Origin of the sequence: Vogesella margarita (genome assembly GCF_028548475.1) — a bacterium.
Lineage (GTDB): Bacteria > Pseudomonadota > Gammaproteobacteria > Burkholderiales > Chromobacteriaceae > Vogesella > Vogesella margarita.
In genome coordinates this window covers 136,643-150,442 of sequence record NZ_JAQQLE010000004.1, presented here as the reverse complement: position 1 = coordinate 150,442, position 13,800 = coordinate 136,643, and the positions used below count along the sequence as shown (strand labels likewise).

The window sequence follows — 13,800 nt, the reverse complement described above, 5'->3', positions numbered from 1 at the left end:
TGCACGCAAAAACCCCCGCTGCCGCCGTCGCGGCAGCGGGGGGCGTGCCGGGTTCAGGCGGGCTGGGTGTCCGCTTCCACCTCGAAGTGGGCGGCCAGCGCCGAGACCCGCGCCGCTTGGTCGGCCAGCTTCTCGATGCCGTGATTGGCGGAACGGATGTGCTGGTGTGACTCGGCAAACTGCTCGGCGATGTGGGCCATGCGCTCGGCGAGGTGGGCGGCGGCGGCAGACTGCTGCGCGTTGGTACCGGCGATGGCCTGCATCATCTGGTTGACGCTGTGCGAGCTGTCCTGCACCCCTTGCAGCTTGGCGGTGGTGCGCAGCTGCGCCTCGGCGCCGGCACGGGTCTGCTCGGTGATGGTGGCGATGGCGCTGACGGTGCTGTTGGCCGCCTCGCGCACATTGTGGATCAGCTGCTTGATCTGGTCGGTGCTGAGGCTGGTGCGTTCCGCCAGCTTGCGTACCTCGTCGGCGACCACGGCGAAGCCGCGGCCGGACTCGCCGGCACGCGCCGCCTCGATCGCCGCATTCAGCGCCAGCAGGTTGGTCTGGTCGGCGATGTCGTGGATGGTCTGCGTCACCTGGGTGATGCTGTCGATGGCGCTGGCCAGGTCGGTGATGATGTGCTGCGCCTGCTCCACCGACTGGCTCGCCGCCAGCGTGCGCTGCTGCGAGGTGTTCATGTCGGCATTGCTCTGCGCCACGCTGCTGCTGGTGTCGATGCTGAGGCGGGCGGTTTCCTCGGCGTGGCCGGCCACCTGTTCGATGGAGGCGGACAGCTCTTCCACCGCGCTGCTGATCTGGCTGACGCTTTCGTTGCCGGCGGCCATGCGGTTGAACAGCTCGGCGATGCGCTGCTGCATGTGCATGGTTTCTTCGGCCTGCGCGCGCGCGGTCATCTGCAGCTCGTCCAGCATTACCTTGAGGTGTACCTGCATGTAGGCGAGTGCGGTTTCCAGCTTGCCCTGTTCGCCGGCGCGGTTGATGGCCAGCTCGTTGGTGAGGCGACCTTCGGAGATGTTCATGCAGCTGTCTAGCAGGTGCTGCTGGTGCTCGCGACGGTGTTTTTCCGCCAGCAGCCAGCCCAGCGTCGACAGCGCGCCGGCGCCGATGATCGCGCCGCCGGCAACGCCGCCGGTCAGCACGCCGGCGCCGAGCAGCAGCGCCGTGTTCAGCACGACATGGGCGCGGCGGAACCAGGCCAGGGTGCGGCCGGGTGTCTTGGCCCTGGGCAGCGGCTTGCCCTGCATCAGCTGCGGATACAGCAGTTTCGCCTCGCGCACCGCCTCCGGCCGCGCCGGGCTGCGCACCGACATGTAGCCGCGGATGGTGCCGCGTTCCTTGACCGGCACCACGAAGGCATCGACCCAGTAGTAGTGGCCGTTCTTGCAGCGGTTCTTGACCAGGCCGCGCCAGCAGTCGCCGCGCTTCACCGTCTGCCACAGGTCCTCGAACAGCACCGGTGGCATGTCCGGATGACGCACGATGTTATGGTTCTGGCCGAGCAACTCCTCGCGGCTGAAGCCGGACAGCTGGACGAAGCTGTCGTTGGCGTAGGTGATGCTGCCCTTGAGGTCGGTTTGGGTCACAATCAGGCCGCTGGTAAACGGCACTTCAATATCATGGACGGGCAGGTTTTTTTTCATGATCTGGACGTTCAGGCGGCAAGACAAATGTGGAGATAATGGTTCTGTGAGGCACACATCCTATATCTACGTCATAAACATTGCATTTAATCAACTTGATATGGATCAAGTGCGGCTTGGTCCGATTTTTTTGTTTAAAATCATCAGGGTTATTGCCGTGATTTTTAAAGAGTCTTGCCATCTGTCGTGGCAACTTTGTATCGAATCCGATACAGCAGGGGAGAGCACGCATGAAAATCGCCGTTTTCGATAGCAAGCAATACGATCGACAGGCGCTGACCTTAGCAAATCATGATTACGGTTTTGCACTGAGCTTTTTCGAGCCGCGCCTCAATAGCGATACCGTGGCGCTGGCGGCCGGCTTCGAGGTGGTGTGTCCGTTCGTGAACGACCGGCTGGACGCGGCGGTGGTGGCCAGCCTGGCGGCCGGCGGCACGCGGCTGGTGGCGCTCCGCTGCGCCGGTTTCAACGGCGTTGACCTGGCGGCCTGTAGCCGGCACGGCATCCGCGTGGTGCGGGTGCCGGCCTATTCGCCACACGCGGTGGCCGAGCACGCGTTCGCGCTGCTGCTGGCGGTCAACCGCCGCATCCACAAGGCCTATGTGCGGGTGCGCGAGATGGATTTCTCGCTGGACGGGCTGGTCGGCTTCGACCTGCACGGCAAGACCTTCGGCGTGATCGGCACCGGTCGCATCGGCGATGCGGCGATCGGCATCGCCCGCGGTTTCGGCATGCGCGTGCTGGCCCACGACGTGGCGCAGGACCGGCTGCTGGCCAATCAGCTCGGCTTCAGCTATGTCGACCGCGCCACGTTGCTGGCCGAGTCCGACGTCGTCAGCCTGCACCTGCCGCTGCTGCCGGAGACGCGGCACCTGATCGACGCCGACACCCTGGCACAGATGAAGCGCGGCGCGCTGCTGATCAATACCAGCCGCGGCGGGCTGATCGATACTCCGGCACTGATCGAGGCGCTGAAGGACGGCCGCCTCGGCGGGGTGGGGCTGGATGTCTACGAGATGGAGGAGGGCGTGTTCTTTGAAAACCTGTCCGAGGCCGGGCTGCAGGACGACCAGCTGGCACGGTTGCTAACCTTCCCCAACGTGCTGGTCACCTCGCACCAGGGCTTCCTCACCCGCGAGGCGCTGGACAATATCGCCCGCACCACGCTGGACAATGTGCAGGCCTTCGCCCGCGGCACGGTGCTGGACAACGCGGTGCACGGCTGACGCCGTCCGCGCTTGCGGCCAACGTTGGCCGCAAGCGTCATTCGCGGCCCGGTTGCCACGCCGCGTAGTGCGGCTGATCGTCGCTTGCCAGCCACGGCCGGTCGTGACTGCACCAGATGTGCTGCTGCGGACGGACGCCGGGGTCGTCGTCCAGCGTCGCCACGCGCACGATGACGTGCGGCTGGGCGGTGCGCTCCGCCACCAGCTGGCTGCCGCAGCGGGTGCAGAAGTGGCGCAGCTTGCCGGGAGACGACTCATAGCTGCCTAGCGTCTGTTGTCCGGCCAGCCAGCGGAAGTGCTGGCGCAGCACGCCAGCGGTGCTGGCGAATGCCGCCGCGTGCGCCTTCTGGCAGGTCAGACAGTGGCAATGGCCGATCGGCCCGTCGAGCCGGTCGATTTCATAGCGGACGGTGCCGCACAGACAGCTGCCTTGCATCGGGGATTCCTTTCGCGTTGCGGCCAACGTTGGCCGCAAGGCGGGATGGTTTACTGCGCCGCCGGGTCGCGGCGGAACAGCCAGGTTTTGGCATCGGACAGCTCCGGTACGAAGGCGTAGCCCTCGCTGTCGAACGCCTTCAGCTGCTCGGCGTCCGTCACCTGCCGCTGCGTCGCCCAGCGCGCCATCAGCCCGCGCGCGCGTTTGGCGTAGAAGCTGATGATCTTGTACTGGCCGTTCTTCAGGTCCTGGAACACCGGGGTGACGATGCTGGCGTCAAGCAGCTTCGGCTTCACCGACTTGAAGTACTCGTCGGAGGCGAGGTTGACCAGCACCGGCACCGCCTCGTTCTCCAGTTCGCGATTCAGCGCCTCGGTGATCAGGGTGCCCCAGAACTCGTACAGGTTCTTGCCGCGCGGGTTGGCGAGGCGGGAGCCCATCTCCAGCCGGTACGGCTGCATCAGGTCCAGCGGTCGCAGCAGGCCGTACAGCCCGGACAGGATGCGCAGGTGGCGCTGCAGGTAGTCGTGCTCGGCTGCACTCAGCGACACCGCATCCAGCCCCTCGTACACGTCGCCCATGAACGCCAGCACCGCCTGCTTGGCGTTGTCCGGGGTGAAATCCGGCTGCCAGTCGTGGTAGCGGCCGACGTTGAGCTGCGCCAGCGCGTCGCTGACGCCCATCAGCTGGGCGATATCGGCCGGCGACTTGTCGCGCAGCACGCGGATCAGCGCCATGCTGTGATCGAGAAAATCCGGCTGCGTGTACGGAACCGTCCGCTGCGGGGTGTCGAAATCCAGCGTTTTCGCCGGAGAAATAACCATTAACATAGCGGGTCCTTGTCGCGCGCAATGGCAGGGATTGTAACGCAGAGCCGAAACGCTTTTCAGGAGGGATGATGCGAGTATTGGTACAAAGAGTGCGCGAGGCGTCGGTCAGCGTCGATGGCCAGGTCACCGGCGCGATCGGGGCCGGGCTGTTGTTGCTGGTCGGCATCGAGGCGCCGGACAGCCGCGCCGATAGCGAGTGGCTGGTGAAGAAGATCAGCCAGCTGCGCATTTTCAACGACGACGACGGCGTGATGAACCGTTCGCTGCTCGACTGCGGCGGCGAGGTGCTGGCGGTCAGCCAGTTCACCCTGTTCGCCACCACCAAAAAGGGCAACCGCCCCGGCTACAGCCGTGCGGCACGGCCGGAGCAGTCGTCGCCGATGTTCGACGAGTTCGTTGAGCTGATGAGCGCGGCGCTGGGCAAGCCGGTGCCGACCGGGGTGTTCGGCGCCGACATGCAGGTGGCGCTGGTGAACGACGGCCCGGTGACGATCTGGCTGGACAGCAAGGCGCCGGAATAGGCGGGCGGCGTAGTGCCGAATCGGTAATCGGCAACAGCCTGCGGCCAACGTTGGCCGCAATGCTTTGCACAGAGGGCGGTCGCGGCCGTGCTATCGCCCTTAATCGTGCAACTGCGCCTGCCAGTGTTCGATGGCACGGCAGGCCGGGCTCAGGATGTCGCCGTGGTCGGCGGCCAGGTTCAGGTTGTCCGGCGCCATGCTGCGCAGCCAAGTGATCTGGCGCTTGGCCAGCTGGCGGGTGGCGGCGATACCGCGCTCGACGAATTCGGCGTGGCTGTACAGGCCGTCCTGGTATTCCCACGCCTGGCGGTAGCCGACGCAGCGCATCGACGGCAGCTCCAGCGACAGCTGTGGCCAACGTTCGCGGATGCGGCTGACCTCGTCGAGGAAGCCCTGCTCCAGCATGATGTTGAAGCGTAGCGCGATGCGCTGGTGCAGCCAGCTGCGCTCGTCCGGGTTCAGCGCCAGCCGCAGCAGATTGCCGCGCGCGGCGTCGTCGCGGCCGCGCGCCAGCAGCGCCGACATGGTCTCGCCGCTGAGCAGGCAGACTTCCAGCGCGCGCTGGATGCGTTGCGAGTCGTTGGGGGCGAGGCGGGCGGCGGTGACGGCGTCGAGGGCGGCGAGGCGCGCGTGCATGGCCGGCCAGCCGAGGCGGGCGGCGTCGGCTTCCAGCTGCTGGCGCAGCGCCGGATCGGCCTGCGGCAGGTCGGACAGACCGTCGGTCAGCGCCTTGAAGTAGAGCATGGTGCCGCCGACCAGCAGCGGCAGCTTGCCGCGCGCGTGGATGTCGGCGATCAGGCGGTTGGCGTCGGCGTGAAACTGCGCGGCGGAGTAGGCGTCCGTGGGGTCGATGATGTCGATCAGGTGGTGCGGGCACTGCGCCATCTCTTCCGCCGTCGGCTTCGCGGTGCCGATGTCCATGTCGCGGTAGACCAGCGCGGAATCGACGCTGACGATTTCGACCGGGAAACGCTCGGCCAGCGCCAGCGCGAGGCCGGTCTTGCCGGAGGCGGTGGGACCCATCAACAGGATGGCGGCAGGAAGATCGGACATGACGGTATGCGGATAGAAAAATGGCCGGCCATTGTCGCATGGCGCGGCCGGCTGCGGCCAACGTTGGCCGCAACGGCGATCCGGCGCGGCTCAGCGCTCCAGCAGGTGGCGCTTGTCCTTCACCTTCAGCCAGTCGGCGTGGTCGGCCGGCGGGTCGATCTTGTCGGACAGCACCGGCCACAGCGGAGCCAGCTCGGCGTTGATGGCGACGAAGTCCTGCTGGTCGGCCGGCAGGTCTTCCTCGGCGAAGATCGCCTCCGCCGGGCACTCCGCCACGCACAGCGTGCAGTCGATGCACTCGTCGGGGTCGATCACCAGGAAATTGGGACCGGCGTGGAAGCAGTCCACCGGACAGACATCGACGCAGTCGGTGTATTTACATTTGATGCAGGCTTCGGTTACAACGTGCGTCATCTGGGCGCGCTCCTTAATTGATGGTGGGTGTCCGGGGTAATGCTTGAGTCGTTTAGTCAACATTTTAGCCGTCTCTCCCTATTTTCGCTGCTCCTGCCATGTCCGTCACTGCTCCCGTTCCCGTTTTGCCCTACCGCGGCCGCTTTGCGCCCAGTCCCACCGGGCTCTTGCACGCCGGCTCGCTGACCACCGCGGTCGGCAGCTATCTGGAAGCCAAGCGCCACGGCGGCGAGTGGTGGCTGCGCATGGAAGACCTCGATCCGCCGCGCGAGATGCCCGGCGCCGCCGACGCCATCCTGCGCACGCTGCAGGCCTTCGGCTTCGAGTGGGACGGCGAGCTGGTGTACCAGCACGACCGTCACGAGCTGTACCGCGCGGCGCTGGCGCAGCTGGTGGCGCAGGGCGACGCCTACGGCTGTGCCTGCACGCGCAAGGAGATCGCCGCCGCCGGCCGTCACGGCGCCGACGGCATGGTCTATCCCGGCACCTGCCGTCACGGCGTGGCGCCGGGGCGCAGCGCGCGCGCGTGGCGGCTGCGGGTGGACGACAGCCTGACCGCGTTTCACGACCGGCTGCAGGGCGAGTACGGCCAGCGTCTGCAGAGCGAGATCGGCGATTTCGTGCTGCTGCGCGCCGACGGCTTCTGGGCCTACCAGCTGGCGGTGGTGGTGGACGACATCGCGCAGGGCATGACCGACATCGTGCGCGGGGCCGACCTGCTGGTCTCCACGCCGCGCCAGCTGTGGCTGCGGCAGAAGCTGGGCGGGCCGGCGGTGACGCACTGCCACCTGCCGCTGATGGTCAACGCCGCCGGTGAAAAGCTGTCGAAACAGACGCTGGCGCCGGCGATCGACGCGAGATCGGCCGCCGCCGAACTGCGGCAGGCGCTGACGCGACTGGGGCATGCGCCGCCGCCGGAGGCAGGCGAGGTGGCCGAGCTGTGGCAATGGGCGCGGCACAACTGGCAACTGGCACGGGTGCCGGCGGGACCTATCGTCATTGCATAGTGAACTTGGTATACAATCGCCACCCTTTCGCCAAACGGGCCTCTTTCGAGGCCCGTTTGTCATGGCAGAGCAACCGGGACAGGTTGCCAGCGTGTCGCGCCAGCCGTGACATGCAAACAGAGCAAAGCGGCCGCGCCGCCCATTCAGGACCTTCGAACCACATGCAGGCTTTCATCTCTTGCACGGCCGCCGCGCCGTGTCCGTTTCTCCGTTTACCGCAGCGCCCTTCCGCCGGGAGGGCCGCATGAATCACGCTCCGCAAGCCGCCAAGGGCAAACTTGGCATCTGGATGTGCACCGCGCTGGTGGTGGGCAACATGATCGGCTCCGGCGTGTTCCTGCTGCCGGCATCGCTGGCGCAGTACGGCGGCGCCTCGCTGATCGGCTGGGTGATCACCTCGCTGGGCGCGATCTGCCTGGCGCTGGTGTTCGCGCGGCTGGCGACGCTGCTGCCGCACAAGGCCGGCGGCCCGTATGCCTATATCCACGAAGGCTTCGGCGATTTCGCCGGCTTCCTCATTGCCTGGGGCTACTGGATCGCGCTGTGGGCCGGCAATGCCGCGCTGACCGTGGCCGGCGTCAGCTATCTGGGGGTGTTCTTCCCGCGGCTGAACGACAGCAACCTCGCCGCCGGCGCCACCGCCATCGGCCTGATCTGGCTGGTGACGTGGATCAACAGCCGCGGCGCGCAAAGCTCCGGCCGCGTCGCCATCGTCACCACCCTGATCAAGTTGCTGCCGCTGGCGGGGGTCACCGTCGCCGGCCTGCTGTACCTGAATCCCGATTTTGTGCAGTTCAACCCGCAGCACAAGCCGCTGGCCGAGGCGATCCCCGCCACCATGGCGCTGACGCTGTGGGCCTTCCTCGGGTTGGAGTCGGCGTCGGTGCCGGCCGGTGACGTGGAGCGACCGGAGCGCACCATCCCGCGCGCCACGGTGCTGGGTACCCTGATCGCCGCCGCGCTGTACATCGCCAGCACCGTCGCCTTGCAGGGGCTGATGCCGGCGGCAACGTTGGCCGCATCGGCGGCGCCGTTTGCCGATGCCGCGCGCAGCCTGTGGGGCGAGTGGGCGTACTACGCCGTCGGCCTCGGCGCGGTGATTTCCTGCTTCGGTGCGCTCAACGGCTGGTGCCTGATGCAGGGCCACATCCCGGCCGCCGCCGCCCGCGACAAGCTGTTCCCGGCCTTCTTCAAGCGCGAGAACGCGGCCGGCGTGCCCATCGTCGGCCTGCTGCTGTCCACGCTGCTGGTCACCATCCTGCTGGCGTGCAAGTACGCCGGCGGCGACAGCGGGGTGCAGATCTTCGAGTTCGTGATCCTGCTCGCCACCGCCACCACCTTGCTGCCGTACGCGTTCTGCGCCATGGCACTGCTGGCGGTGATGCTGCAGCGCCACCGCCAGTTCCGTCCCCGCGACTGGCTGTCGCCGCTGGCATTCTCCGGCGGCGGTTTCGTGTTCGCGCTGTGGACCATTTTCGGCTCCGGTGCCGAGGTGGTGATGTGGGGCGTGCTGCTGCTGTTGGCGGGGCTGCCGGTGTATTTGTGGCAGTTGCGTGAAAATATCGTGAAGGCATAAATCGCCGCTAAAAGGTTGGCCGCAAAGCCCTTCCGCTGTTGCGGCCAAGCTTTTTTGCGCCAAGTGCCTGATCCGGTTGCAAAACCCGACTTGCCAAGCGCCATGGCTGCGCTGATAATGCGCCCATTCCGCAGGAGAGAGCCGCGCCGGATAAAACCGGACGCCGCCGCCGAAGGCGCAAGTGCACCCGCAATCGCTCAGGCAAAAGGACTGCAAGAATCGGGCCGTTTAGTGGCCCGCAGAATCTGGAGAGCGGCGCGTACAGCGCCCACCGAAGGGGCTAACGGCGCAATGCCGGAAAATCTCAGGTGCAGGGACAGAGGGGTGTGAGGCAGGGACAAATCTCACTCCTAAGGACTTGCAATGACGGCCCCGAAACGTACCCCTTTATTTGATGCCCACGTCGCTTCCGGCGCGAAGATGGTTGATTTCGCCGGCTGGGAAATGCCGATCCACTATGGCTCGCAGCTGAAAGAGCACGAGATCGTGCGTAGCGATGCCGGCATGTTCGACGTGTCGCACATGACCGTGGTCGATATCACCGGCAGCGACGCCAAGGTCTGGCTGCAGAAGCTGATCGCCAACGACGTGGCCAAGCTCGGCTTCGAAGGCAAGGCGCTGTACTCCGGCATGCTCAACGAGCAGGGCGGCGTGGTCGATGATCTGATCGTGTACCTGACCGCCACCGGCTACCGCATGGTGATCAACGCCGGCACCACCGAAAAGGACCTGGCGTGGATGGACAAGCAGTCCGCCGGCTTCGATGTGAAATTGCAAGTGCGCCGCGACCTGGCGATGCTGGCAGTGCAGGGCCCGACCGCGATCGCCAAGGTATGCAGCGTGAAGCCGGAACTGGCCGACGCCATCCAGGCACTGAAAGTATTCCAGGGTCTGCCATCCGGCGACTGGTTCTTCGCCCGCACCGGCTACACCGGTGAAGACGGCCTCGAAATCATGATCCCGGCCGATCAGGCCATCACCTTCTTCGATGAACTGAAAGCCGCTGGCGTGGCCCCGATCGGCCTCGGCGCACGCGACACCCTGCGTCTGGAAGCCGGCATGAACCTGTACGGCCACGACATGGACGAGACCGTGTCGCCGCTGGAAGCCGGCATGGGCTGGACCATCGCCTGGACCGAAGGCCGTGACTTCATCGGCCGTGCCGCACTGGAAGCGCAGAAGGCTGCCGGCGTGGCGATGAAACAGGTCGGCCTGGTGCTGGAAGGCCGCGGCGTGCTGCGCGAAGGCCAGAAGGTCGTGGTCGACGGTGCCGAAGGCATCATCACCAGCGGCACCTTCTCGCCAACCCTGAAACACTCCATCGCCATCGCCCGCGTTCCGGCTGCCACCGGTGCCACCGCCCAGGTAGACCTGCGCGGCACGCTGACCGAGGTGCGTGTGGTGAAAATGCCGTTCGTGCGCAACGGCAAGAAAGTTTTTGAATAAGCTGGTGTATAACGACGGGGCGAGCCGAGACTGTCCCGATTCACACCAAGACAACGCATTTTTCTGGAGAGAAAACATGAGCAACATTCCTGCCGAACTGAAATACGTATCCAGCCACGAGTGGCTGCGCCTGGAAGCCGACGGTTCCGTGACCGTGGGCATCACCGAACACGCACAAGAACTGCTGGGCGACATCGTATTTGTCGAGCTGCCAGCCGTTGGCGCCAACCTGGCTGCCGACGAGCAGGCCGGTGTGGTGGAGTCGGTGAAGGCCGCGTCCGACGTGTACGCACCGATCGCCGGCGAAATCCTGGAAGTGAACGCCGAACTGGAAGCCAATCCCGAGCTGGCCAACAGCGAGCCGTATGCCGCTGGCTGGTTCTTCAAGATCAAGCCGGCCAACGCCGCTGATCTGGACGGTCTGCTGGACGCCGCTGCCTACGCAGCCGAAATCGGCGCCTGATGAACGAGCCCTGCTGTCGTCAGACAGTAGGGCTTTTTGTTTTCTAGCCACGAACCACACGGGAAGGCATGCCGCCCGTCCTCCGGGGCACCGTGTGTTGCCGTGTGTTTCGTGGCTTACTCAGCAAACGGAATCGAAGACATGTCGCTCTCGCAACTCTTCAATCATCAAGAATTCATCGAACGCCACATCGGCCCGTGCGAGGCCGAGAAGGCCGAGATGCTGGCCTATGTAGGTGCTTCCTCGCTGGAAGACCTGGTGGCGCAGACCGTGCCGGCCAATATCCGCTTCAACCGCGCACTGGACATCCCGCCGGCACAGCGTGAAGCCGATGCCCTGGCCGACCTGAAGGCCGTGGCCAGCAAGAACGTGGTGAACAAGTCCTTCATCGGCCTGGGTTACTACCCGGTGCTGACCCCGGGCGTGATCCTGCGCAACGTGCTGGAAAACCCGGGCTGGTACACCGCCTACACCCCGTACCAGGCTGAAATCGCCCAGGGCCGCCTGGAAGCGCTGCTGAACTTCCAGCAGATGATCATCGACCTGACCGGTCTGGAAGTCGCCAACGCCTCGCTGCTGGACGAAGCAACCGCTGCCGCCGAAGCCATGGCCATGGCGCGCCGCGTGTCCAAGTCCAAGTCCAACCAGTTCTTCGTGGACAGCCGCGTGCTGCCGCAGACCCTGGATGTGATGCGCACCCGCGCCGAATACTTCGGCTTCGAGCTGGTGCAGGGCCACCCGGAAGAAGCCGGCAACGGCGAATACTTCGGCGTGCTGTTCCAGTACCCGGGCGAATCCGGCGAGCTGCTGGACCTGACCCCGTACATCGCTGCTGCCAAGGCCAAGGGCGCGCTGGCAGTGGTTGCTGCCGACGTGATGGCACTGGTGGCGCTGAAGTCGCCGGCCGAAATGGGCGCCGACGTAGCGGTGGGCAACACCCAGCGCTTTGGCGTGCCGATGGGCTTCGGTGGCCCGCACGCTGCCTTCTTCGCCTTCAAGGACGACATGAAGCGTTCCGCCCCGGGCCGCATCATCGGCGTATCGGTGGATGCCAAGGGCAAGACCGCGCTGCGCATGGCGCTGCAGACCCGCGAGCAGCACATCCGTCGCGAGAAAGCCAACTCCAACATCTGCACCAGTCAGGTTTTGTTGGCCAACATCGCCGGCATGTACGCCGTGTACCACGGCGCCGAGGGCGTGAAGCGCATCGCCGCGCGTATCCATCGCATGGCTGCCATCTTCGCCCACGCGGTGAAGGCTGCCGGTGGCAAGCTGGTGTTCGACCGCTTCTACGACACCGTACAGGTTGAACTGGGCGCCAATGCGGCCAACGTCTACGCTGCTGCGCTGGCTGCCGGCATCAACCTGCGCGATGCCGGCAACGGCGTGCTGGGCGTGGCCTTCCACGAAGCCGCCACCGAAGCCGACCTGAAGCAGCTGATCGAGATCTTCACCGGCAAGCCGGCCGACATCGCCGCGCTGGACGCCGCAGCCGCCGATGCCATTCCGGCCGCGCTGAAGCGTGAGTCCGCCATCCTGTCGCACCCGGTGTTCAACACCCACCACAGCGAACACGAGATGCTGCGCTATCTCAAGAAGCTGGAAAACCGCGACCTGGCGATGAACCACTCCATGATCAGCCTCGGTAGCTGCACCATGAAGCTGAACGCCACCAGCGAGATGATTCCGATCACCTGGCCGGAGTTCGCCAACATGCACCCGTTCGCTCCGCGCGAACAGACTGCCGGCTATCTGGAAATGATCGAAGGCCTGCAGCAGCAGCTGATGGCCATCACTGGTTTTGACGCCATCTCGATCCAGCCGAACTCCGGTGCGCAGGGCGAATACGCCGGCCTGCTGGCGATCCGCCGCTACCACGCCAGCCGTGGCGAAGCGCACCGCACCATCTGCCTGATCCCGCAATCCGCGCACGGTACCAACCCGGCTACCGCGCAGATGCTGGGCATGCAGGTAGTGGTGGTGAAGACCGACGACAACGGTAACGTGGACATGGCCGACATGCGTGCCAAGGCCGAGCAGCATGCGGCCAACCTCGGCGCGCTGATGATCACCTACCCGTCCACCCACGGTGTGTTCGAGGAAGGCATCAAGGAAATCTGTGAGATCGTGCACGCGGCCGGTGGCCAGGTGTACATGGACGGCGCCAACATGAACGCCCAGGTGGGTCTGACCCGCCCGGCCGACATCGGTGCCGACGTGCTGCACATGAACCTGCACAAGACCTTCTGCATCCCGCACGGCGGCGGCGGCCCGGGCATGGGCCCGATCGGCATGAAGTCGCACCTGGCGCCGTTCATGGCCAACCACGTGGTGTCCGCCGTACCGGGCGCCGTGGCCGGCCAGGGCGCGGTATCCGCTGCGCCGTTCGGCTCCGCTTCCATCCTGCCGATCTCCTACATGTACATCCGCATGATGGGTACGGAAGGCATGAAGCACGCTACCGAAATGGCGCTGCTGAACGCCAACTACCTGATGAAGCACCTGTCGGGGCACTTCCCGGTGCTGTACACCGGCCGCAATGGCCGCGTGGCGCACGAGTGCATCATCGACCTGCGCCCACTGAAGGCCGCCTCCGGCGTGACCGAAGTGGACGTGGCCAAGCGCCTGATGGACTACGGCTTCCACGCCCCGACCATGAGCTTCCCGGTAGCGGGCACGCTGATGATCGAGCCGACCGAATCCGAATCCAAGGCCGAGCTGGATCACTTCATCGCTGCCATGGTTGCCATCCGTCAGGAAATCGACAAGGTGCAGAACGGTGTATGGCCGGCGGACAACAACCCGCTGGTGAACGCGCCGCACAGCAAGGCCGATATCGCCGGTGAGTGGACCCGCCCGTACAGCCGCGAGGAAGCCTTCTTCCCGCTGCCGTACGTGCTGGAAAACAAGTTCTGGCCGAGCGTGAACCGTATCGACGACGTATACGGCGACCGCAACCTGATCTGCAGCTGCCCGTCCATCGACAGCTACCAGTAAGCGTGCCTGCGGCCAACCCTGGCCGCCGTGCAGGCAAAACCCCGCCGGAGACGGCGGGGTTTTTTCATGCGCGTCACACCGGCTCCGCATGCCGGGGCGCGCGGCGCGCCGATTGGTGATGGGGCCGGTCACGGAAAGCTGCTACCATGCCAGCCGATTTTTCCCACTTACTGACGACCGCCTGT

Annotated in this window: 12 protein-coding genes and 2 riboswitches; of the genes, 7 read left to right on the top strand and 5 right to left on the bottom strand. The window is 65.6% G+C overall.

Annotated features, from left to right (window positions below; all coding sequences use genetic code 11):
- Positions 1-53 precede the first annotated feature (53 nt).
- Positions 54-1,646, bottom strand: a complete 1,593-nt coding sequence (locus PQU96_RS07055) for a methyl-accepting chemotaxis protein (RefSeq protein ID WP_272771569.1) — start codon at positions 1,644-1,646, stop codon at positions 54-56.
- A 230-nt stretch (positions 1,647-1,876) separates the two neighbouring features.
- Between PQU96_RS07055 and PQU96_RS07050 the strand changes: the two genes are divergently transcribed.
- The gene (locus tag PQU96_RS07050; protein ID WP_272771568.1) at positions 1,877-2,872 is read left to right on the top strand and encodes a 2-hydroxyacid dehydrogenase; all 996 of its coding nucleotides are present in this window, start codon (positions 1,877-1,879) and stop codon (positions 2,870-2,872) included.
- Positions 2,873-2,909: 37 nt separating this feature from the next.
- Here PQU96_RS07050 and PQU96_RS07045 read toward each other — a convergent pair whose 3' ends face one another.
- Both PQU96_RS07045 and yaaA read right to left on the bottom strand, forming a co-directional pair.
- Positions 2,910-3,308, bottom strand: coding sequence for a GFA family protein (locus PQU96_RS07045; protein ID WP_272771567.1), 399 nt, complete (start codon positions 3,306-3,308; stop codon positions 2,910-2,912).
- 50 nt (positions 3,309-3,358) lie between these two features.
- Complete coding sequence (gene yaaA / locus PQU96_RS07040) at positions 3,359-4,138, bottom strand: peroxide stress protein YaaA (protein WP_272771566.1); 780 nt, start codon at positions 4,136-4,138, stop codon at positions 3,359-3,361.
- Between the two features lie 68 nt (positions 4,139-4,206).
- On the opposite strand from yaaA, the gene dtd reads away from it, so the two are divergent.
- On the top strand, positions 4,207-4,659 hold the full coding sequence (gene dtd, locus PQU96_RS07035; RefSeq protein WP_272771565.1) for a D-aminoacyl-tRNA deacylase: 453 nt from the start codon (positions 4,207-4,209) through the stop codon (positions 4,657-4,659).
- 99 nt (positions 4,660-4,758) lie between these two features.
- Here dtd and miaA read toward each other — a convergent pair whose 3' ends face one another.
- A complete protein-coding gene (gene miaA / locus PQU96_RS07030) occupies positions 4,759-5,712 on the bottom strand; it encodes a tRNA (adenosine(37)-N6)-dimethylallyltransferase MiaA (protein ID WP_272771563.1) in 954 nt (317 codons plus the stop codon).
- A gap of 90 nt (positions 5,713-5,802) precedes the next feature.
- Positions 5,803-6,126, bottom strand: a complete 324-nt coding sequence (fdxA, locus tag PQU96_RS07025) for a ferredoxin FdxA (protein WP_272771562.1) — start codon at positions 6,124-6,126, stop codon at positions 5,803-5,805.
- A gap of 98 nt (positions 6,127-6,224) precedes the next feature.
- On the opposite strand from fdxA, the gene gluQRS reads away from it, so the two are divergent.
- The 5 genes from gluQRS to gcvP all read left to right on the top strand — a co-directional run bounded on the left by gluQRS (position 6,225) and on the right by gcvP (position 13,615).
- A complete protein-coding gene (gene gluQRS, locus PQU96_RS07020; RefSeq protein ID WP_272771561.1) occupies positions 6,225-7,133 on the top strand; it encodes a tRNA glutamyl-Q(34) synthetase GluQRS in 909 nt (302 codons plus the stop codon).
- Between the two features lie 244 nt (positions 7,134-7,377).
- On the top strand, positions 7,378-8,709 hold the full coding sequence (locus PQU96_RS07015) for an amino acid permease (protein ID WP_272771560.1): 1,332 nt from the start codon (positions 7,378-7,380) through the stop codon (positions 8,707-8,709).
- Between the two features lie 121 nt (positions 8,710-8,830).
- Positions 8,831-8,932: riboswitch (glycine riboswitch) on the top strand.
- Between the two features lie 12 nt (positions 8,933-8,944).
- Positions 8,945-9,039: riboswitch (glycine riboswitch) on the top strand.
- 33 nt (positions 9,040-9,072) lie between these two features.
- Positions 9,073-10,155 carry a glycine cleavage system aminomethyltransferase GcvT gene (gene gcvT, locus PQU96_RS07010; protein ID WP_272771559.1) on the top strand — a complete coding sequence of 361 codons (1,083 nt, stop codon included), beginning with the start codon at positions 9,073-9,075 and terminating at the stop codon, positions 10,153-10,155.
- Between the two features lie 76 nt (positions 10,156-10,231).
- Positions 10,232-10,618, top strand: a complete 387-nt coding sequence (gene gcvH / locus PQU96_RS07005) for a glycine cleavage system protein GcvH (RefSeq protein WP_272771558.1) — start codon at positions 10,232-10,234, stop codon at positions 10,616-10,618.
- Positions 10,619-10,759: 141 nt separating this feature from the next.
- On the top strand, positions 10,760-13,615 hold the full coding sequence (gene gcvP / locus PQU96_RS07000) for an aminomethyl-transferring glycine dehydrogenase (protein ID WP_272771557.1): 2,856 nt from the start codon (positions 10,760-10,762) through the stop codon (positions 13,613-13,615).
- The last annotated feature ends 185 nt before the right edge of the window (positions 13,616-13,800 follow it).